We start from the raw sequence: 20,862 nt of genomic DNA on the forward strand, positions 1-20,862 counted from the left end.
AAGACATGAAAATCACCAAACTCACGACTTACATCGTTCCGCCGCGCTGGTGCTTCCTGAAAGTCGAAACCGACCAGGGCGTCACCGGTTGGGGCGAGCCTGTGGTCGAGGGCCGCGCGCACACCGTGGCTGCGGCGGTTGAGGAACTGTCCGACTATTTGATCGGCAAAGACCCGCGCAACATCGAAGACATCTGGACCGTGCTCTATCGCGGCGGCTTCTACCGGGGCGGCGCCATTCACATGAGCGCGCTGGCGGGCATCGATCAGGCGCTGTGGGACATCAAGGGCAAGGCGCTGGGCGTGTCGGTCAGCGACCTGCTCGGCGGCCAGGTGCGCGACAAGATTCGGGTGTATTCGTGGATCGGCGGCGACCGTCCGGCTGATACCGCGCGTGCCGCGAAAGAAGCGGTGGAGCGTGGTTTCACTGCGGTGAAGATGAACGGCACCGAAGAGCTGCAGTTCCTCGACACCTTCGACAAGGTCGATCTGGCCCTGGCCAACGTCGCCGCTGTGCGTGATGCCGTAGGACCGAACGTGGGCATCGGCGTCGACTTTCACGGTCGCGTGCACAAACCGATGGCCAAAGTGCTGATGAAGGAGCTGGACCCGTACAAGCTGATGTTCATCGAAGAGCCAGTGCTCAGCGAGAACTACGAAGCGCTGAAGGAGCTGGCGCCGTTGACCAGCACGCCGATTGCCTTGGGCGAGCGCCTGTTCTCCCGTTGGGATTTCAAACGCGTATTGAGTGAAGGTTACGTCGACATCATCCAGCCGGATGCTTCCCACGCCGGCGGTATCACCGAAACCCGCAAGATCGCCAACATGGCCGAAGCCTACGACGTGGCGCTGGCGCTGCATTGCCCGCTGGGCCCGATCGCGCTGGCCGCGTGTTTGCAGCTGGACGCCGTTTGCTACAACGCGTTCATTCAGGAGCAGAGCCTGGGCATTCACTACAACGAGAGCAACGACCTGCTGGACTACATCAAGAACCCCGAAGTCTTCGACTACGACAAGGGCATGGTGAAGATCCCGAACGGCCCGGGTCTGGGCATCGAGATCAACGAAGAGTACGTCAAGGAACGCGCCGCCATCGGCCACCGCTGGCGCAACCCGATCTGGCGCCATGCCGACGGCAGCTTTGCCGAGTGGTGATCCTTCTGTGCTGAATCGATCGTTCCCGCGCTCTGCGTGGGAATGCATCTCCCGACGCTCCGCGTCGACTTCAAGACGCGGAGCGTCAGGGCGGGTTACCACGCAGAGCGTGGGAACAAGCATTCGCGAGCAAGCTCGCTCCCACAGGGACTGTGCCTGACCCTGATGTCGAGGGCGCTGACCCTCATGTGGGAGTGAGCTTGCTCACGAAGCTTTTCACGGATCACTTACACCAAAAAAACTCCAGACCTCAGATAACCATAAAAAGAGGCACTTCCCATGCGCACACAGACTGTTCCCCAGGCGCGGGCGACCACCGCCACGCCGACCCGCAAACGCTTCTTCATCATGGTGCTGCTGTTCATCACCGTGGTGATCAACTACCTCGACCGCAGCAACCTGTCCATCGCAGCGCCCGCACTGACCAGCGAGCTGGGCATCGACCCGGTGCACGTCGGCCTGATCTTCTCCGCCTTCGGCTGGACCTACGCCGCCATGCAACTGCCCGGCGGCTGGCTGGTGGATCGCGTTCCGCCGCGGATCCTCTACACCGTGGCACTGGCGCTGTGGTCCATCGCGACCATCTTCCTCGGCTTCGTTGGCAGCTTCATCGGCCTGTTCATTTTGCGCATGGCCGTCGGCGCGCTGGAGGCTCCGGCCTATCCGATCAACAGCCGCGTCGTCACCGCCTGGTTCCCTGAAAAAGAACGCGCCACCGCCGTCGGCTTTTACACCTCCGGCCAGTTCGTCGGCCTGGCCTTCCTGACCCCTGTGCTCGCGTGGTTGCAGACCCGCTACGGCTGGCACATGGTGTTTGTGGCCACCGGCGGCGTCGGCGTGCTCTGGGCGGCGATCTGGTACATGGTTTACCGCGAACCCCGCGACTTCAAAGGCATCAATCAGGGCGAGATCGACCTGATCAAGGATGGCGGCGGCCTGGTCGACATGCAGACCGATGCCTCGAAACGCAAAAGCGGTTTCAGCTGGCAGGATCTGGGCATCGTGCTGACCAAGCGCAAGCTGTGGGGCATCTACCTGGGCCAGTTCTGCCTGAACTCGACGCTGTGGTTCTTCCTCACCTGGTTCCCGACCTACCTGGTCAAATACCGCGGCATGGACTTCATCAAGTCCGGCCTGCTGGCGTCGCTGCCGTTCCTCGCGGCCTTCGTCGGCGTGCTCTGCTCCGGGTTCTTTTCCGACTGGCTGATCCGTCGCGGTCACACCGTCGGCTTCGCTCGCAAGACGCCGATCATCGCCGGTCTGCTGATTTCCACCTCAATCATCGGCGCCAACTACGTCGACTCGACCCCATTGGTGATCACCTTCCTAGCACTGGCCTTCTTCGGTAATGGCCTGGCGTCGATCACCTGGTCGCTGGTGTCGACCCTCGCCCCGGCGCGGCTGTTGGGGTTGACCGGCGGCACCTTCAACCTGATCGGCAACCTGGCGGCGATCGCCACGCCGATCGTGATCGGCTTCCTGGCGTCGGGTGATTCCTTTGCCCCGGCGATCACTTACATCGCCGTTCTGGCGCTGCTTGGGGCGTTGTCCTACATCCTGTTGGTGGGCAAGGTGGAACGCATCGAGTTGTCATGACCCTGTCGATAGGTAATGAGGGACGTCAATCACGTGCCCGGTGACGAACCTTTGCCTGAGTGCGCTTCCTTGAAAGCTGCGCTCAGGGCGCATATTTACTACGTCCTGGAGTCGCAGGTCGTTCGGGCGGGTGTTGCTTCTGAAAGGGTCACCGAGAATCACCTGGCCCGAGCGCTTTGGTAGGACCGTGCTTGAGAGTTTGTCTACATCCAAGAGAGCAACCTTTCGAGCTCACGGTGTTCCCACGTGCTCAGCAGCTCCACCGGATCGGTACCGAACCGTTTGGAGGAGTCAAAGGTATAGGCCCTGCCTTCCGGGTTGTAGCAGCTGTCGCAATAGTCGAGCGTGTCGCAATCGTTGTAAAACGTGATCACCCACCCATCGGTTTCGACCGCCATCAGGCCGCAGTAAATTTCTACCCACGAGTGTTCGCCTATGCGGCGCATCGATCGCACGCCCAGGGCGATGTCCCGCAGGATTTGATAGGTTTCGCGCGCGGTGAGTGGGTTTGGAGACAAACGGATATACCTTCGTGGCTCTGGCTTTCGAGGAATAGGTGCATGAAGAATTTTCGCAGGGGCATGCGGCGCAGGAATCGATTTGATAGCCTCCGTTCTCCTTTGGAGAGTGTTCATGACTACCAACAGCCAATCAAAGATGGCGGCTCGCTATGGTGAGCCAGATGCATCAGCGCTCCTCGCCTGGAACGATATCATCGATCAACTCCTCGACCATCGCAGCGTCCGCGCATTTACTGCAGAGCCCTTGCCTGAAGGCGCAGTTCAGACGCTCATCGCCGCCGCGCAATCCGCGTCAACCTCGTCAAACCTGCAGGTCTGGAGCGTTGTCGCTGTGCAGGATGCTGACCGAAAGGCACGACTAAGCTCGCTCGCTGGAAACCAGGCCTATATCCGGCAGGCGCCTCTGTTCTTCGTATGGCTTGCCGACTTGTCCAGAGTCACGCGTGTTGCCGAGCAGCAGCAGGCAGAACTGGAAGCACTTCCTTACCTCGAAAGTCTGTTGCTCGGAACAATTGATGTTTCCCTGGCTGCTCAGAATGCGGTCGTGGCGCTCGAATCCCTGGGGCTTGGGAGCGTGTACATTGGCGCCATCCGCAATGATATCGAGGGCGTCGCGAAGGAGCTTGGACTGCCTCCACACGTCTACCCCGTATTCGGCCTTTGTGTAGGCCATCCCTCCAGGGAGTTGCCGGCCAAGGTCAAGCCGAGGCTTCCTCAGAGCGCGGTTCTCCATTACGAAACATACTCAGTTGATCAAGAGCCTGAAGCGATCGCCGAATATGACCAGCGTTTAGGGGCTTTCTATCAGCGCGAGGGCATGAAGGCATCGGGCTGGTCGGAGCAGGTCGTCAATCGGTTAAGCAGCGTCGCTAATCTTCATGGCCGCGAACGACTTGTTGAACAGATGCTGCGAATGGGTTTTGGTCTTCGTTAACCCGTTGTTCGTCATAGGCGCAAGCGTAGCGATGAGGTCGCCCTGCCATCGGTAGGGGCTCCGCCTGATCGGCACCACGAAGGCATGGCGGAGCGATGTGAGGGCGGTGAGAGCGCGACGCTTGAAACGCTTTCGGTCGTTCGAGTCGCCAAACTCCCCACCTCGTTCACCTCAAACGCACACGCTATATCCTCAGCCATCACCGTCAGTAATCGAGCACTGCCGCTAGTGAAGGGTTGTGCTTTGAATCGTGCTTCCACCGTGAAGCCACCGAGTACTGAACAACGTTGCGAACTCGACCGCGCCTTTGAAGTTGAGCCGAGACGAGGCGTAGGATTTCATGAGCAGCGAGCGTGCCAATGCCCAGTCCCATTTTTCCTTGATGAGATTCTCGACGCCTTCCAGCAGTGATTCGATGTCGTCCGGGTCTAGCTCAGCGATCTTGGCGAGCGCTTCAGCGACATTCTTTTGTGAGCCGCCCACCGACAGCGCGAGGCCTGAACTCTCGCACGCCATTCCTACGTGGTTGAACATGAGTACCAGAGCGTCGTTGGTTTGATCGCCGCGCCAGGTGAGTAAATGAGTTTTCGAGTCAGAGCCATAGGTGAATTCATTTACCAGCCCGAGTGATCTGAACGATTTACGGGCTTCGCTCAGCAACTCCTGTGCTTTGCTATCGATGAAGGGGCAGGGCGTCGTTTCGGTCAGTACCGCGCGCATTTCCTCGCGGACATGATCGTGCACCATTGCACCTAGCCCGTCGAATTGGGGTGGCTGACCGCCTCGGGCGGCAGTGACGATAATCACCTTTTTTTCGATATCGACATCCAGTACCCGCCAACGCCGGCCACCAAAGATAATCCGCTGGCCCTTCATCAGAGGCCGGCTAACGGGTATCGAACCAAGCGGTTTGCCCTCTCGTACCAGCCTGAACTCTTCGTCGCTGGTGAAAGCGCTGTAGAACTCATAATGGTTGATGAGTCGTTCGCCGATCTCTCCTGGAAGCAACAAACCTGAGCTGTCCTGCACGATCAGTTTCTTCTCGCCGAGACCTTTCAGTAGAGAGAAGAAGTCAGTCTTGGAAATGCTCTTGAATGTTCCGCTTTCTACCAGGCCACCCCATAACTGAGCAGCGCTGGCGCCTCCTTGCTGTGCGATCACTGACAGAATCTGTTGCACCAGAGTCGAGGCGTGCAAACCCTCAGCCCTGGGCGGCTCGAACCAGTTGCCAATCAGTAGCCTGATCATCGCGATGGTTTGGACGAGGTTCTGGCGTAGCAGGTCTGACAATGATGACTGGTCAGTCAACTCCCGTTCCTGACAGTAGGCCCGGAGAGTGGCGGGTTCGTCGTTGCGACGGCCTGACCGGCCTAGGCGTTGGCGCAGGCTTGCAACTGATGGAGGCGAACCTATCTGGACAACTGTCTTGATGTTGCCGATGTCTATTCCAAGCTCCAGGGTGGTGGTGCAGACGGCGGTTGCTGGAGGTGTGCCTGCTTTGAGCGCACGCTCCGTGTCTTCTCGAAGGTCTTTCGAAAGGCTGCCGTGATGAGGCAGGAATTCGTTGGGCATACCGCTGATTTCGCAGAGGCGACGTAGGCGGTCTGCGTACCATTCCACCTCCTGCCGACTGTTCGGGAAAACCAGATTGTTACTGCCGCGCAGCACCTTGTACATGTGTGCGGCGATGGCATGCCTGGAGCCGGACTCGTCTTCTTCCTCCTCTTCTTCAGGGTTCTGATCAGGGTCGGCATTCGGTATTTCGACAGCACGCAACTTTTGCATCGGCGGCATCATGTAGCCGCGCACTTGCACCTGAAGATTCTGGCCAGATGATTTCGATTCAATCACCTGCACCCGCTCTGGATGCCCGGGCCTGAGAAACTCGCTCGCCAGCGACATGTCTCCCAGCGTGGCGGACAAGCCGACTCTCGGCAGGGTTTTTCCGGCTACAAGCTCGACTCGCTGCATCAATGACTGGAGCTGCTTGCCACGCTCGCTGCCAATGAAGGCATGCAGCTCGTCGACCACGATGTAACGCAGGTTCTGGAACAGGCCCATGAGGCTTGAACCTCTGTTGACGAACAGCGCCTCAAGGGACTCTGGGGTGATCAGCAAGACGCCCTTGGGAGACTTGAGAAACTTGTGTTTTTTGCTGGCGGACACATCCCCGTGCCATGCGATGACGGGAAGATCCAACTGCTCACAGAGTCGACTCAGCCTGCCCCATTGATCGTTGATGAGTGCCTTTAGTGGGCTGATATAAAGGACGGCCCCAGCAGGATCTTGGTGCTCTATCAGGTTAGTGAGGATGGGCAGGAATGCGGCCTCAGTTTTCCCGGCAGCCGTTGAGGCGGCGATAATCACATCCCGATCAGCATCCACCAGCGCGGAAATTGCCCATTCCTGTGCGTCCCTTAACGCTGTCCATCCCTGGGCCCAGACCCACTGTTGAACGTCGGGGTGCAAGCGCTCGAAAGACGAGGATTCAGAGTTTGAAGGTTGTGAGCTCATCGTCTGCCTCGATGCTCAAATCCTGGTTGCCGCCATCATCCTGGGCAACCTGAACGGCCCCCACCAAGGCACGCCAGTCCGCTCCAGGGTTCTGCTCCAATACCGCGAGCAGGTTGATGAAGGCTGTGATGGTTGTGCGTGGAGTGCGGAAGTAGGCCTCCCCCAACCGTTGGTTACAGTGCGCCATGAACGCAGGGATCGCTTCGTCAGGCATCAGGTATTTGCCCGGGTCACCGTAGGCATAAACGTCACGCAGCTTTTGAAGCAGTACGTAGAAGTCTTCGGGAGTCAGGCTGCTTAAGCGGATGACCGGCCCCGACAGGTCGATCAATCCAGATTTGGCGAACGTGTTTTCGGCAAGCCGGGATTGCAAGGCGGGGTAGCTATAAAGTCCACGCCGGGTGTCCATCAGAAACTCAGGCGTACCGCCGAGGACGAAGCCAAGGCCCCCGGTCGAGCCTTGTAGGGAGTCATTCAGAATCCGCAAGATCTGCTCGTAGTTGGCGTTGCGTGCCTGAGTATTCGCGAGCTTGTATAGATTTACGAGCTCGTCCAGGCAAATCATGAGGCCGCCGAACCCCGCCAGGCGTACGAACCGCGACAGCAACTTCAACTGATCGTAGACCGATGCGTCATCAATGATGGTCCGGACACCGAGCGCCGCACGTGCATCTGTCCTGGTAGTGAACTCGCCTCGAAGCCACCGGATGGCATCCGCCTTGAGCTGCTCGTTGCCTTGTTCAAACCCTTGGCAATACTTGGCAATGACGTCAGCGAAGTCGTAGCCGTTCACCATCTCAGTGAGATCGGCGAGGAATTCTCTAATCACGACTTCACTCTCGACGCCCCGGGTTTTCGCTTCCGATTTTGCCTGAGAAATGAATTTTTCAACGATACCCTGCAGCGCACCACCGTCCGGTTTTGTCCGGGTGGACATGTTTTTAGCAAGCTCTGCATACAGTGAGCGTGCTTGTCCGCCTGAGGCATGCAGCCGGCGATCCGGGTTTAAATCGGCGTGCATTGTGACTAGCTTTCGCTCCATCGCAATGCCCCGGACAAGGTTAAGGAAAAAGGTTTTCCCGGCCCCATATTCGCCTACAACGATCCTGAAGGCGGAGCCGCCGTCGGCGAGCCGATCTATATCTTTGAGAAGGGCGTCGAGCTCACCCGCTCGACCCACCTGAATAAGATACTGGCCCGCACGAGGGACTACGCCGGCTCGCAATGACTGGATGACCGCATCGCGATCCTTTGGGCGTATCGTGCTCATAGGGCTAATTCTTCCAGGATATCCGGGTTGATCTCGATGGGGTCATCCCCCTCAGAGACGGGCATGTCGAACCGCTCAAACGCCATGTCGTTGATTTGCTCAAGAGCGCCATCCAGCATGAGCTCCATATCTGTGGCCACATCTTCCAGCTCTTGGCGGCTCCATTCGCGGCGTGACACGATCATTCGCAGAAACGCCGAGTGCTCTGTGTCGAGCCCATGTACGGTCGCTGCATGGTCAGTGGGCTGATCCTTGATGCTGTCCACGATGGCAGGCGGTTCTGGAAATTCATCACTGAATACCTCGGCCAGCAGCGCTGACACCACTGCCGTCTCGCGCTGGAGCTGCGCAATTTTATCCATGTCCAGATTGAAGTTTTGGGCTGCGGCAGAATTGCCTGGCATCTCACCGGTGTGGTCGGAACTAGGCACGGCACCAAATCTGGGCGCCGTGGAGACATTTTTACCAGGGGTGATGGCTGCGCCGTGTAAGTCTCCGTAAAGCAACTGTGGATCAAGCTCCAGTGTTTTATAGACGCGTTCCAACAGCCGGACTTCCTGCGGCGAGACGTTTCCGTCAGCTTGAGCGAGATGAGCGAGAAACCTGGCCATGGCGCGTTTGGCATCGGCGTTCAGAGGGCTTAGCTTTTTTTTCAGGCTCGCCAGGGTAGGTGGCTGCAGAATCTGGATTTGCAAGTGGGCTTTGAGCCGTTTGAGATGGCCTACGCCGAGATGAGTCCAGGAGTCGATATGCCGCCCGAGCTGAGCCATTTCCTCATTCGACGTCACCCTGTCTGCAGCCGCGACCGCACTTGCCAAATCCAGCGTCACCGCTGCGGCGTGGTAGTCCGAGGTTGTCCGTACGCTCGCATCATCGTCACCTGCCGCAAACAGTACGATCGTGTCTAGATTCTTGGGAGTACGGCTGCCGGACAGTACGTCCGGCTCAAAGCCGATACCCGAGGACTCGAATGCTCTCGCCAAAGCGACGATTGTTCCGCGCGGGAGAGCTCCTGCAGATCCAAACCGTCCTGCAAGATCCTCGAAGGTCATGACCAGATGCTCCTCGCCGACTTGCCGCTGCAGATCAGCGATCACATCCTTTGCTGCAGCCGGCCAGAGGGCCACTGGCAGCTGCAAAATACCCTCCAGATCTGAGGCCCCTCCAGGATTGCGACCCAGGTATCTACTGTATGGGTCGAGGATAAACGTGCATTCATCGACTACGGCCTGGAGCTTTTTGCGCGTTGCCGACGTAACGGAAACATCCGGTATGTCGCCCACCGCCATGTCGGGAATACCCAAGCGAGAAGAGGCTGAGCGGTAGCTCGTTTTAAGCATGGTTTTGTTTTGGTTAAGCACAAGACCGTTTGGATAGCGGGTGGAATACCGCGTCACGAAAAGCTGTTCAAACTGATCCGCACATCTACTTACTGAGGTGCGTCGGCTAATGTTTGGGTCTGACTTTGCCCATGCCAACGCCCACGGAGCATTTAAAGGATGCTTGTCCTGGGCCATCTGCCCCAATGCCAGCCGCAGCGACATCGGCATTTCAACGTCGGTGGATTCGAAACGAGGCGGTGCTCCTAGGTACATCTGCGGCTTCACATCCACGAGCTGGATGTGATTGAGCAAATTCGACGCGTAATTTCGAAACGACGCGTTCTCACCGTAAAGCATCCTTAGACGCTTGACCTCTCTGACGATGGTGGGGAGCTCAGAGCGCGCTACATCGTCCGTGAGCGAATCAACGACCGCCCGACGTTCAAGCCCGTAAAAGAAGATGAAGACGTAGCCAATATCCACATTGGGCGTACTTCGCCCGTCGGACAGCCATTGCAGGTAGCCACGCCGGGCTGCAGGCGAGATGCCGCTGTAACTGGGCCAGTAGCCGGTTATTTTTTCGGTTAGATCGACATGCGCAGCTTGTACAGGCAGTTGGCCGTTAATCAGCGAGGGCTCTTGTTTAAACGTGCGATCTGCTTTTTCAGCAAAATAGACCATGCCGCCCTGAAGAACATGGCCGCTGACAGTGATGGTTTCATCCTTGCCAATCCATCGAGCTTGCGGAAAAACATCTTTGGGCTTGGGGATCGTGAACTGCTGCTCAGGCGAGTTCACCCTGACCACATGGAAATCCGAGTGAGCACCGTTAGCGTTGCTCACTTCGAGACTGATTTCTGATTTGGACTCGTTATTCGACAAGGTTGTAGTTTGACCTTTTGAGTCGGGGAGGATCGTATTCTTCGGGCGAGGAGGGCCGGTTGATGACGCTCTAATAGACTTCTTTACTAGCCAGATGAAGCCAGCGATCCCCGCCAACAGCGCGACCAAGAGCCGCATTCGGGGTGGTACAGCTACGATGAGCACGACCAATATGAATATCAAGGTCGCCATGGCCGCCATGTCTGGGCTGCTTTTTTGCTTCCTTGCCATTAAGTGCTTCCATCATGATGGGCTGGCTTGGTGGCAGTATCTGCATTTTCTCACCGGACGCCAATCACCGCGCTTGCTGTCCAGCTGACGTCCCGACCAACGCGACATCACTCTCCATTGATTGTGTGGTGGCCGCGGGTTTCAAAGCCTTGAGCTCTGCCTTGAGGCTTTCGTTCATGGCTATCAAGGTATGTGCATCAGCTTTCAACCTTCGGATGTCAGACCAGGCTTCCTGCAGCTCGTCCAACAGCATCAGACACTGGTGCTGGTAGCTTTCGAGTTCGGTAGGCATACCGCGGTCTAGAGCAGTGTTGGCGATGCACGGAGTGGGATGGGTCATAAGATTGCCGTCAGGAGTACGTATGTTCTCCGGCTAGAGTAGCTCCAGATACTGTATGGATCAACAGTTCAGTGGCGCATTCGCTGCCGCCTGGAATGACGCCACTGTATCGACTAGAGTCCTGCCTATGCCTGCGTCGTTGACTCGTCTCACCCCCGCACCCTATCTGGCGCCTGATGAAACCGTCGTCTTGTTCGACGGGGTCTGTAGCTGTGCAACGGCTGGGCGAAGTTTTTGATCCGGTATGATCGCGGCCACCGTGTCCGGCTTGCCACCGTTCAATCCGAGGAAGGTCGGGCGCTGCTGGCTTGGGCGGGGTTACCCGTCGATACGTTCGATACAATGGCGGTTATCCGCGACCATCATTACTGGGTGAGGTCGGATGCGTTTTTTGATGTCATCGGTCGGCTGCCGGGCGGGTGGCCCCTGCTTCAAGTGCTGAAGGTATTTCCACGGTGGCTGCGGGACTGGTCTTATGACCTTGTTGCTCTCAACCGATATAGATTATTCGGGCAGTACGATGTCTGCCTGCTACCGACTCAAGATCATGAGCGTCGCTTTCTAAAGGGGCAGCCATGACCCCCATGCGCCAAGCACATTGGCTGGGGCGTGACGGTCTCCTACCATGGCCTGGTGCCGAAGCTGATTGCGCTTAGTCCTGGAGAACAACTGTTGCTGCGGGCCATGGCCTGGAGTGCGTTCCCTGGCTGTCTCGTGGCGCAGGCATAGCGCAACTGGGACTAGCAGCGTCACTGCTGTTCGCACCTCGGAACAAGTGGCCATTGGCGATCGCCGCTATCGTCTTAGCAGCGTTGCTTGTGGATATTGCACTGGTGCAGCCCGCACTCCTTGTTGATGCTTTCAACCCTGTCAGCCTGAATATCGCCGGTGGGAGTTTGAGTTTTGGAGCGATAGGTGGCACGGTCGGTAGTGGCATTGCCGGAATTATATGTGTTGGATTAAGCATCCCGACAGGCGGAGGTGCCGCATTAGCATGTGCAGTAATTGGGGGGGCTGCCGGAGGTATGGCGGGAGGTGCGCTTGGAACTAAAGGCGGTGAGATGATGGGCGACTATCTATACAGGCAGACAACCCCATGACAGACGTGGATCCTGGGCTGATAGCGACAATTATTATTTTGTCCGCCGTAATTACGGTGTGTGCTTCTTTTTATGTGGCTCACGCCTTTACCGAGAAATTTGAACATTGTCTTCCCAGCTGTAAATTTGTTGAGCAAAATAAAAAGGTTTTTTCGGCCGCAGGGCTCTTGGGAAAGATTATGCGCTGCAACATGATTTATATTTATCTTTGGATGCCAAGTATTGGGGAGAAAAAGGGCTTGGTAGATATAAAGGACATCGAGCGTTTCCCTGTGAAATTCAGATACCTGCTTACAATTCCTTGGACAGTGCAGATTATTCTTGTAATAGCCCTGGTACTACTTATCCAAGTAAGCGCAACGTAACTTCTATCTCTCTCCCTCCAAGGCCGAAGGAAAATTTCTTTATCAGCAATGATATTGATTCATGTTTGAGATTACATATTCTGGTCACGATAGGGACGACTGTTCGCTATCATGACACAAAATAGTGTGCTCCATGGTTGCTGAATCTCGCTGTTGGACCTGTACTTTAGCGACTTTTGTTAAACATCTTTATGCAAGACATAACTGCTTGAGTCGCTGGCTGGCTCCTAGGCTTCCTCCGCCGTCGACGCTGATCACTTGGCCCGTCACGAAAGAAGCACGCTCACTAAGCAGGAAGGTTATCAAAGCGGCAACTTCTGCTGGACTTCCCAGCCTTTGCATCGGAATCGTGGAAAGTAGTTGACGCTCAGCATCGCTACCTACTGGCCTGGTGGCTCGGAAAAGCTCGGTATCTATAGGGCCAGGAGCACAAGGAGTAGAACAGGCGAATAATGATCTGGCACAGATTTTTTGCGACCAACATGAAGCTGCAAGGTTCGAAGCTAGCTTCATTCATGAACCGAGTTCATAGGATGGTGCTACGTAGAGCCAAAAGAACCCCTACTCTGGCTCGACGCCCGATTTGCATCCTCTTAGAATCACATTTGACGTCTTGGATCACCGGTGACTAATCTCCTATTCATTTGCAGTCGCAACCAGTGGCGAAGCCCGACAGCAGAAGCCATGTGGCGCCGTCGACCTGGCTTCAATGTGCGTTCGGCAGGTACCAGTCCCAGTGCACGGAAATCAGTCGGGCCTGCAGACATTTGTTGGGCAGACGTGATTTTCGTAATGGAGCGTAAACACCTGCAGCGGCTCCGAGCGGAATACGCTCGGCTTCTTGAGCACAAGCTCGTGCACGTTCTTGAGATCCCTGACGATTTTCAGTACATGGATCCCGAACTGGTGGAATTGTTGGAGAGCGCGGTGAGCGAATTCCTGGAGCAGTAGGGACCTCCCGGGAAGTTGCGAGGTGGCAGCAGTGACGTATGTGCAGCCCTTGCAGGTGGCCTTGACGAACGCTCTAAGCTGAACTGAGCGCCGCCAGCGCTCCAAGTTGCTTACCCGCTCTCGGCGTAACCGCTGCTTGCTTTCATCCTGTCTCACTTGCTGCAGATGCAATCCCTCCTCAATCCGACGTGCATGCTGCTGTTCCAGCGAGGCAAAGTATGCTGGTGGGGCACAGACCTTCAACATTCAGAATGTGTACTGACCGAACGCCCACGATGAAGGTGCTACGACGCCATCGTCCAACGCAAGCAGCCTGCAGGAAAAATGGACCAAGCCTCTACACGCAGAGATTTCCTAAAGCGGATTGGTACGGTGTAAATCAGAGCGGGTCAGACCATTCAAGGCTGGAAGCGGCGTGGAGATACCTTAAGGTTACGGACAGTGGACGTAGCATCGATGTACTGCAGGCGCTCGCTTTGTCCGCCGACGACATCGGCCGCGTTGTGGCATTTGGTCAGTTACGTCGGTGACGGCCTCGTTGCCGAAAAAGTCGGTGGTATCGGGGTAGTGGGTGCGTGCCAATGACACCTCTGCCACGCCCGAGTCTCGGTCGAAGTGCGCTGGATAATGCCATCCACCAGTTGTGCTTCCAGGATGTGGAAAATTGATGGCAGCTTGCCCGTGGTGTAGTGCTCGCGTGTGACGGGTTTGAGATCAATATCAAATAGCGGCTGCCTCATGGGACCTTTTTGAGACTCGCAAGACCTTGCTTGATATGTCCAGCGATCTCCTCGATGGTTCGAGGGCTTCACGGCGTCTTTTACTGCATCCGCTTGCCCTTGGGACTCGACCCCATTGGTGATCGCCTTCCTCGCGCTGGCCTTCTTCGGCAACGGCCTGGCGTCGATCACCTACATAGCCGTTCTCGCGTTGCTCGGGGCGTTGTCCTACATCCTGTTGGTGGGCAAGGTCAAACGCATCGAGTTGGTATGACCCTGTCGATACGTAATGAGGCACGTCAATCACTTGCCCCGTGACCAACGTTTCCTTGAGAGAAGCACGGAAGCCATCTATGCCCGGGTAAGACCGGGCTTGAGAGGTTGTCTGCATCAAAGAGAACACTATTTCGAGCAGGTGCTCAGGCGCTCCACCGAATCGCTACTGAACCGTTTGAAGGGTCGAAATGGACCCTCCAAACGGTTCTTAGTATCTGGCAAGAGCACCTGAGCTGGCGCAGGCTTTAAGGCAGCTTTTGAGGTTAGAACTCCCAATTCAGCGACAGCCCTACGCCGTGGGTTTTATCCCGGGCGCCCAGCAGGCCGTTGTAGTCCAGGTTGATCCGCGCATCCCGGTTCAAGACAAGGCTGGCGCGGGCGCCCACGACGGCGGCGTCCCGGTCCATGGACACGCTTTGCACGGCAAAGCTATTCACCCCGCTGGCAAAGGCCAGGTGCTGCTCGGCCGAGGTATCGCTCAGGTTATGCTGCCAGCCCAACGTACCTGAGACGTCCAGTTTCTGGGTATCGGTGAGGTTGAACCGGCTACCGGCACGCGCGCCCAGTGTGGACAGCACCGTGTCGCGGGTGTCGTCATTACCCCTGAGCGCCGTGGCGCCTCCCTTCTCCGTAAAGCTGTCGCTGTCGAAGTGCACATAGGCCAGGTTGGCGAAGGGCTCCAGCGCCAAAGGCTGCAGGTTCAGACGATAGGCCGCTTCGGTGAACACCTGGGTCGATTGCGCGTCGCGCTTGACCTTCAGGCGGTCGGCCGAAGTGCCCAGTTGCAGGTCTCGCTTGACGTCGATGCGGTGCCAGCTATGGGATGCACCCGCGGTCAGGCGCAATGGCCCTTCTTCGTGGCCGATGTAGGCACCCAGGTGGTAGCTATCGGCCGAGGCGCTGGAATGGGTGTTGTCACCCATGCCTAACGAGGTATCGCTGTAACCGACCATGGCGCCCAACCGGGTGTGCTCAGCCACCAGGCCGTCCACCCCGGCGAGCAGGCCGCCCAGGGAAGAGGTTGAACTGGCGCTGTCGCTGCTGCCGGCGTTCTTGCCCCAGGCGCCCAGGCCTTTCACCCACAGGTTGTTGCCTTCAACACCCGCCGCAGGCTGGTCGTATAGCCCTTCGACGCGCAGGCGATCACCTACGGCATCGCGTACCTGGCGGCTGTCGTTGATCAACTGAGTGGCGATGGCCGGGTGCACTTCGCCGGACAACTGGGTGTAGGCACGCCGGGCGGTAGCCGCATCAGGGCTCAACAGCAGCTCTTCGTACACCGCGTTACCGGCCCCTAATTGCTCGGCGGCCGCCGCTACGTTGGCCTGGTTAGCGGTTTGCGCGGCGCTGGCGAAGCTGTCCCCATTGCGCTCCAGGGCCAGTGCAACGCCCGTCCCGCTGTAGGCCAGGTTGCCATCCAGGAAAGCGTAGTTATCCAGCACCGACCCAAACTGGCCCTGCACGCCGCCAGCGGCTTGCAGCACGCTGAACTGCCGCCCGATCAGGCTGTTGACCTCGCTTGTGGTGAAGCCGACGCCGTTTTCCAGCGAGAGGGCCATGGTCGCACCGCTCACCGTAGCCTGTCCGCCGGCGATAATGCGGTCGCTGCCAGCGGGCGACAACTCCACCGCATACACAGCCCCGGGCGCCAGGTTAAGATCGCCCGCCACGTGTAAGGTACCCACGGAATTGCCCGGCGCTACCGTACCGCCACGGTTGGCGGCAAGGGACGCGACCCGGCCGTTGCCGCCCAGTATGCCGGTGTCGTTGACGGTCACCGCCGAGGCCAGCGAACCATTGACCGCCAGGCGCCCTTCATTGACCAGGGTTGGGCCGCTGTAGGTGTTGGCGCCAGTCAGCACCAAGGTACCGATACCCAGCTTGGTCAAGCCGCCATGCCCGGCTATGTCATTGCTCCACACGTCCCGCCCGCATTGTGGCCCGCTGCAGAGGCGCTGGGTCGGTTTACCGGCATCGACCACCGCGCCGGTGCCCGGCAGGTTGGCAACGAACTGGCTGTCGCCATAGGCGCCGCTGATACGAAACTCGGCGGGAATATCCGCCTCGGTGACGAACATGCTCGGGCCGTTGACGGCCTTGCCCAGGTTGATCATGCCCCAGCCATAGAGCGCGTCCACGCCAGGCGCGCCGAGGTCGGTGGCGGTGGTTTTCAACACGTCGGCCACCTGTGCGCCGGTCATGTAGGGGAAGCGCTCCATCAGTACCGCCATGCTGCCCGCTACATGGGGCGCGGCCATGGACGTACCGTTTTTGTTGGCCCAGCCCACGGTCAGGTCTTGCAAGCTGGTGCCGTTGAGCACGGAGCTGTAGATCCGCGTACCTGGCGCCGACACGCAGAAGCTGGCCGTGTAACCGCAGCGAGAAGAAAATGTGCTCAAGGTGTAAGGCGTGGCGCCGGCCGCCGTGGCGTTCGGGTTTTGCTGCAAGGCAGCAACCGTCAGCCAGTTGGGGGCGATCTCTGGCACGAAATACCCGAGTCCGGCCATGGCGTCCGGGTTGTTCAGGTTGTAGTCGTTGCCGGCGGCGAAAATGGTGACCACGCCGCTGCGCGCTGCATCGATGGCGCCTTGGTAAGCGCCCCCTGGGCGAGTGCCGAGGATCTGTCGGATCTGATCGAACTGCAGCTGCGCATCCTGCACGGTAAAGTGCGGAAAGGCCGGGTCGCGACCGCCCTGGTCAAAGCGGTCGGTAATGCCGATGCCCCAGCTGTTATTGATGATGCGCGCGCCACTGCTGACCAATGCATTCCAGCCAGCTTGGTAAACCGCGCCGTCGTTGCCCAGCACAATGCCGTCTTCCGGGCCTGGGTCGCCGTTGTCGGCGCTGATGATCTGGGCGTTGAAGGCCACGCCGTGCATAGGCCCACCGTCTCGGTTGCCGCCAGCGATGCCACCTACGTGGGTGCCATGGTTACCCAGCCGGCCGTTGGAGTCAGGGGTAGGGGTGCCATCGTAACGGAAGGCGTCGCCGGCCTTTACCGGAATATAGGGGTCGGTGTACTCGCGAATGCCACTGGTAACCAGGTTGATCACTTTATCCGGGCTGGCGAATTCCGGGTGCGGTGCGTACACCGGCTGATCGAAAATGCCCAACTTCACGCCCTTGCCGGTGTAACCGGCCGCGTAGGCCTGGTCGGCGTTGATCGCGCCCAGCCCCCATTGGGCCGTGAACTCCGGGCTGCGCCAACTGGCGACATTCCCGGCCTGGCCGGCTTCTACGTAAGGCGCAGCATGGGCTACACCGAGGGTGGCCAGGTAACAGGCGAGGGCGCCGCAAGAAGCGCGATTGGCTTGCCGAATAGCGTGCCGAATGGAGCTGACAGCAACCTGTCGAGTGGTGAATAGCTCTTTCATAGATATAACTGTCCTTAGTTAGCGCACACAAAACCCCGCGCGAATGCCGTCTTGGCATCCGCGTCGTTCTTTTTCCAACAATGGGTAGGTTGAAACATTCAGCTCTATGCACGCGGCGGGCGATGGCCTGGCTCGCCCTGCCGCTTTGCGTTTAGAACTGCCAGTTAAGGCTCAAGCCGATGCCGTGGCTTTTTTCACGGCTGGCCAATTGGCCGTTGTAGTCCAGGCTAACGCTGGCCTCACGGCTCAGCGCTATGCGGGCATGGGCACCCACCAGGGCCGCTTCACGCACCAAGGGCGAACTTTCGATGCCAAAGCTGCTGCCGCCTGCCGCAAAGGCCATGTGCTGCTCTGAATCGGTATCGCTCAGGTTGTGCTGCCAGCCCAGGCTGCCGGAGAGTTCCAGCTTCTGATGATCATTGATTGCGATGGTTTTAAGCGCCCGTAGACCCAGCGTGCTGAGCACGGCTTCACGGGTATCGCTGCCGGAGGCAAGCGCTGCGGCATCTCCCTTCTCGCTGAAGCTGTCAGTGCCAAGGTGTACATAGGCCACGTTGGCGAAGGGCTCAAGCACTGCGGGCTGCAACTGAATACGGTACGCCGCTTCGGTGAATACCTGTGCGGTTTGCGCATCGTGTTTGGTTTTCTCCCGGCCACTGGCGCCGCCGACCTGTATGTCGCGCTTGCCATCGATCCGGTGCCAGCTGTAGGCACCGCCGAGGGTCAAGCGCCAGGCGCCGATCTCATGACCCAGGTAGGTGCCCAGATGGTAGCTGTCCACTGATGCACGGGAATGGGTACCCGAGCCCATATTGACCGAGCTGTCACTGTAGCCGCCTACCAGGCCAAGGCGCGTGTCGTCACCTATGTCGCCGTCGACACCCGCCAGCACGCCGCTAATGGACGAGGTATAGCCAGCCGTATCGCTACGGGAATCCGTTTTGCCCCACGCGCCCAAGGCCTTGAACCACACATTGTCTTGCGCTGCCGTATGGGTATCGGCGCCGAAGACGCTGGCGCCCAGGCGCTCGCCAACCGCATCACGCACATAGCGGCTGTCGTTGATCAACTGGGTGGCGACTGCCGGGTAGATCTCGCCCGACAGCTGCTGGAAACTCTCCCGCGCCGAGGCGGCACTTGGCGCGAGCAGCAGGTTTTCATACACCGCGTTGCCCGCCCCCAATTGCTCGGCGGCCGAGGCCACTGCTGCCTGGTTAGGGGTTTGCGCCACGCTGTCGAAAGCCGCCGTGCGTTCGATATTCAGCGCAACGCCGTTAACGGCGTAGTCCAACCGGCCGCCGAGGAAAGCGTAGTGGGAGGTGACCGCAGCGAACTGCCCGTTCACACCATTGGCGGCTTGCAGCACGCTGTACTGGCGGCCAAGCAGGGTTTGGCCAGGCGTGGCATTCAAGGCCAGCGGCGTTGGGTCCAGGGCCAGGGTCATGTTGGCCCCCGACACCGTGGCACTGCCGGTGGCCACAATGCGGTCACTGGCAGTGGGTGAAAGTTCTACCGCGTAGGTTGAGCCTGGCGCGAAGGTTAAGTCACCGTTCACTCGCAAGGTGCCGATGGAGTTACCCGGCGCCACCTGCCCGCCGCTCAACGCGGTGAGGTTACCGACCTGGCCATTGCCGCCCAAGGTGCCACCCGCATTGACCTGCACGGCGGACGTCAGGGAGCCATTGACCGACAGCACACCGCCGTTGACCTGGGTATCGCCGCGATAGGTATTGTTCCCTTCAAGGATCAATCGGCCCGCGCCGGACTTGATCAGGCTGCCCTGGTACTGGCGCTGAGCCGCGGCCGCCGCACGGGCGGTGCCCACGGCGTAGTCGGTCTGGTCCTGTTGGCTGGCCGTGCTGGCCACGCCGTTCTGCCAGCCTCTGTTGACCAGGGTTTGCCGCCAGGCGGCCTGTTCGGCAGTGTCCTCGGCCTGACGCTGGATCAACGCCTGATCAGAAATATCGTTACTCCAGACATCGGTTTGGCCGGCGCCCAGGGTGGCATCGAAGGTGCCCAGCAACTGGCCTGGCCCGCGCATGGCCCGCTCAAGGTTGACCACACCCCAGCCCACAGTGCCATTGGGCGCCTGGGTGACCGAACCATCGAGCTGGGTCGCGGTGGTGAGCAGCACCTGCAAGGCCTGCTCGTTGTTCATGTAGGGGTAGCGCTCCATCACCAGCGCCAATGCGCCGGTGGCATGGGGCGCGGCCATGGACGTACCGGACTTGAGCGCATAGCCGCCGCCCGGCACGGTGCTGTTGATCAGCCTCCCCGGTGTGGTGATGCACCAATATTTGGCAATGCCGCACTGGTTGTAGCGCTGGGCATTGGCGCTGTCCAGGCCAGACACCGCCAGCCAGTGGCCTTCCAGGTCTGGCTCGAAATACGGCAGCGCAGAACGCACACTGGCGTTGGCATACCCGGTATTGCCAGCACTGAAGACGTTGATCACGCCCTTGCGCGAGACGTTAGCCGCTTCATCCAGCCAGGTGCCCCGGTTGTAATGCTGGGCATAAGCGGCCTGCACGCCTTCCAGTGTCGCGTAGGTCACATCCGGCGGCTGGCTACCCCAACTGTTGTTGATCGCCCGCACACCGGCATCGGCCAGCGCGCCATAAGCCGCCTTGAAGTACTGCGGGTCTGGGCTCGGGCCAAACAAGAAGCTATCGCTCTGGTTGGTGTTGGCCACATAGATTTGCGCGTTGTACGCCACGCCATGCATGCCGACGCCATCGCGGGCCGCGCCCATGGTCCCGGTCACGTGCGTGCCGTGGGTGTCGTTATTAGGGTTGATGGCACCCGTGACGCTAAAGGGCGAACCATTTACGTAGGTGCCGTTGGCCGTTACCGCATGGTAGCGGGATGGGCTGGCTTCGGGATGAGAGGGGTCGAATCCCGAATCCATCGCGCCGATTTTTACGCCGTTGCCGGTGATACCGGCAGCATAGGCCTGGTCAGCCTGGATACGGCCCAATCCCCAGTCGCTCTGAAATTCTTCCGAGCGCCAACTGGCCGCGTCGCCTAACTTGCCCTGTTCTGCATAGTCGGCATACGCCGAGCAGCCAAAGGTAAAAGACAACGCGCAAAGTGCGGTCGTGGTTGCGGGTTTAACGGAATAACGGACAGCATTGGACGGCTTGAACCTTCGCATCCCTGCACACCTTTTTTATTTATTAGCTCCCTAGTGAGCGCCGTAAGAAAATAGTCCGCTCCGCAGGGCATGGCAACTAATTTGTTTCAATTTTGATACAAAGCCAACGACTGGCGATACGCAGGTAGTTAGGCAAAAGGCGCTGTGATGCCTGACCTA

At 58.7% G+C, this 20,862-nt stretch carries 13 protein-coding genes and 4 pseudogenes; 8 read left to right on the top strand and 9 right to left on the bottom strand.

The genetic code is table 11. The features are described 5' to 3' along the window. The first annotated feature begins 5 nt into the window (after nt 1-5). Together dgoD and QWI20_RS20845 are read left to right on the top strand one after the other, a co-directional pair. Nucleotides 6-1,154, top strand: coding sequence for a galactonate dehydratase (dgoD, locus tag QWI20_RS20840; protein WP_065986272.1), 1,149 nt, complete (start codon nt 6-8; stop codon nt 1,152-1,154). Nucleotides 1,155-1,433: 279 nt separating this feature from the next. Beyond that, on the top strand, nt 1,434-2,750 hold the full coding sequence (locus tag QWI20_RS20845; protein ID WP_369307037.1) for an MFS transporter: 1,317 nt from the start codon (nt 1,434-1,436) through the stop codon (nt 2,748-2,750). 203 nt (nt 2,751-2,953) lie between these two features. On the opposite strand, the gene QWI20_RS20850 is transcribed toward QWI20_RS20845, so the two are convergent. Further along, nucleotides 2,954-3,268, bottom strand: coding sequence for a hypothetical protein (locus tag QWI20_RS20850; RefSeq protein WP_369307038.1), 315 nt, complete (start codon nt 3,266-3,268; stop codon nt 2,954-2,956). Nucleotides 3,269-3,383: 115 nt separating this feature from the next. On the opposite strand from QWI20_RS20850, the gene QWI20_RS20855 reads away from it, so the two are divergent. Further along, nucleotides 3,384-4,205 (top strand): NADPH-dependent oxidoreductase, encoded by an 822-nt coding sequence (locus tag QWI20_RS20855; protein ID WP_369307039.1) that lies wholly within the window; start codon nt 3,384-3,386, stop codon nt 4,203-4,205. Between the two features lie 225 nt (nt 4,206-4,430). Here QWI20_RS20855 and QWI20_RS20860 read toward each other — a convergent pair whose 3' ends face one another. The 4 genes from QWI20_RS20860 to QWI20_RS20875 all read right to left on the bottom strand — a co-directional run bounded on the left by QWI20_RS20860 (nt 4,431) and on the right by QWI20_RS20875 (nt 10,716). Continuing rightward, a complete protein-coding gene (locus QWI20_RS20860; protein WP_369307040.1) occupies nt 4,431-6,719 on the bottom strand; it encodes a DEAD/DEAH box helicase in 2,289 nt (762 codons plus the stop codon). Next, nucleotides 6,694-7,989, bottom strand: coding sequence for an ATP-binding protein (locus QWI20_RS20865; RefSeq protein WP_369307041.1), 1,296 nt, complete (start codon nt 7,987-7,989; stop codon nt 6,694-6,696). Before QWI20_RS20865 ends, QWI20_RS20860 begins: the two co-directional genes overlap by 26 nt. Beyond that, nucleotides 7,986-10,424: a TerB N-terminal domain-containing protein gene (locus tag QWI20_RS20870; protein ID WP_369307042.1), complete on the bottom strand. Its 2,439-nt coding sequence runs from the start codon at nt 10,422-10,424 to the stop codon at nt 7,986-7,988. Before QWI20_RS20870 ends, QWI20_RS20865 begins: the two co-directional genes overlap by 4 nt. A gap of 64 nt (nt 10,425-10,488) precedes the next feature. After that, nucleotides 10,489-10,716, bottom strand: a complete 228-nt coding sequence (locus QWI20_RS20875; RefSeq protein WP_369307043.1) for a hypothetical protein — start codon at nt 10,714-10,716, stop codon at nt 10,489-10,491. 175 nt (nt 10,717-10,891) lie between these two features. Here QWI20_RS20875 and QWI20_RS20880 point away from each other — a divergent pair. The 3 genes and pseudogenes from QWI20_RS20880 (at nt 10,892) to QWI20_RS20890 (ending at nt 12,229) form a co-directional block, all read left to right on the top strand. After that, nucleotides 10,892-11,343 (top strand): annotated as a pseudogene (locus tag QWI20_RS20880) (thiol-disulfide oxidoreductase DCC family protein). A gap of 155 nt (nt 11,344-11,498) precedes the next feature. Then, a complete protein-coding gene (locus QWI20_RS20885; RefSeq protein ID WP_369307072.1) occupies nt 11,499-11,864 on the top strand; it encodes a DoxX-like family protein in 366 nt (121 codons plus the stop codon). Next, complete coding sequence (locus QWI20_RS20890; protein WP_369307044.1) at nt 11,861-12,229, top strand: hypothetical protein; 369 nt, start codon at nt 11,861-11,863, stop codon at nt 12,227-12,229. The genes QWI20_RS20885 and QWI20_RS20890 overlap by 4 nt, the downstream gene beginning before the upstream one ends. 189 nt (nt 12,230-12,418) lie before the next feature. On the opposite strand, the pseudogene QWI20_RS20895 reads toward QWI20_RS20890, so the two are convergent. Continuing rightward, nucleotides 12,419-12,658 (bottom strand): annotated as a pseudogene (locus tag QWI20_RS20895) (SDR family oxidoreductase); the annotation flags it as partial. Nucleotides 12,659-12,853: 195 nt separating this feature from the next. Here QWI20_RS20895 and QWI20_RS20900 point away from each other — a divergent pair. Next, a complete protein-coding gene (locus QWI20_RS20900) occupies nt 12,854-13,180 on the top strand; it encodes a low molecular weight protein tyrosine phosphatase family protein (protein WP_369307045.1) in 327 nt (108 codons plus the stop codon). 495 nt (nt 13,181-13,675) lie between these two features. Here the strand turns inward: QWI20_RS20900 and QWI20_RS20905 are convergent. Continuing rightward, nucleotides 13,676-13,920: pseudogene (locus QWI20_RS20905) on the bottom strand (hypothetical protein); the annotation flags it as partial. 100 nt (nt 13,921-14,020) lie between these two features. On the opposite strand from QWI20_RS20905, the pseudogene QWI20_RS20910 reads away from it, so the two are divergent. Continuing rightward, nucleotides 14,021-14,173, top strand: a pseudogene (locus QWI20_RS20910) (MFS transporter); the annotation flags it as partial. Between the two features lie 265 nt (nt 14,174-14,438). On the opposite strand, the gene QWI20_RS20915 reads toward QWI20_RS20910, so the two are convergent. Both QWI20_RS20915 and QWI20_RS20920 read right to left on the bottom strand, forming a co-directional pair. Beyond that, nucleotides 14,439-17,549 (bottom strand): autotransporter domain-containing protein, encoded by a 3,111-nt coding sequence (locus tag QWI20_RS20915; RefSeq protein WP_369307046.1) that lies wholly within the window; start codon nt 17,547-17,549, stop codon nt 14,439-14,441. 151 nt (nt 17,550-17,700) lie between these two features. Next, entirely contained in the window at nt 17,701-20,703 is a 3,003-nt protein-coding gene (locus QWI20_RS20920) for an autotransporter domain-containing protein (RefSeq protein ID WP_369307047.1), read from the bottom strand. Between the last annotated feature and the right edge of the window lie 159 nt (nt 20,704-20,862).

The organism is Pseudomonas sp. W2-17 (genome assembly GCF_041060445.1).
Classification (GTDB): domain Bacteria; phylum Pseudomonadota; class Gammaproteobacteria; order Pseudomonadales; family Pseudomonadaceae; genus Aquipseudomonas.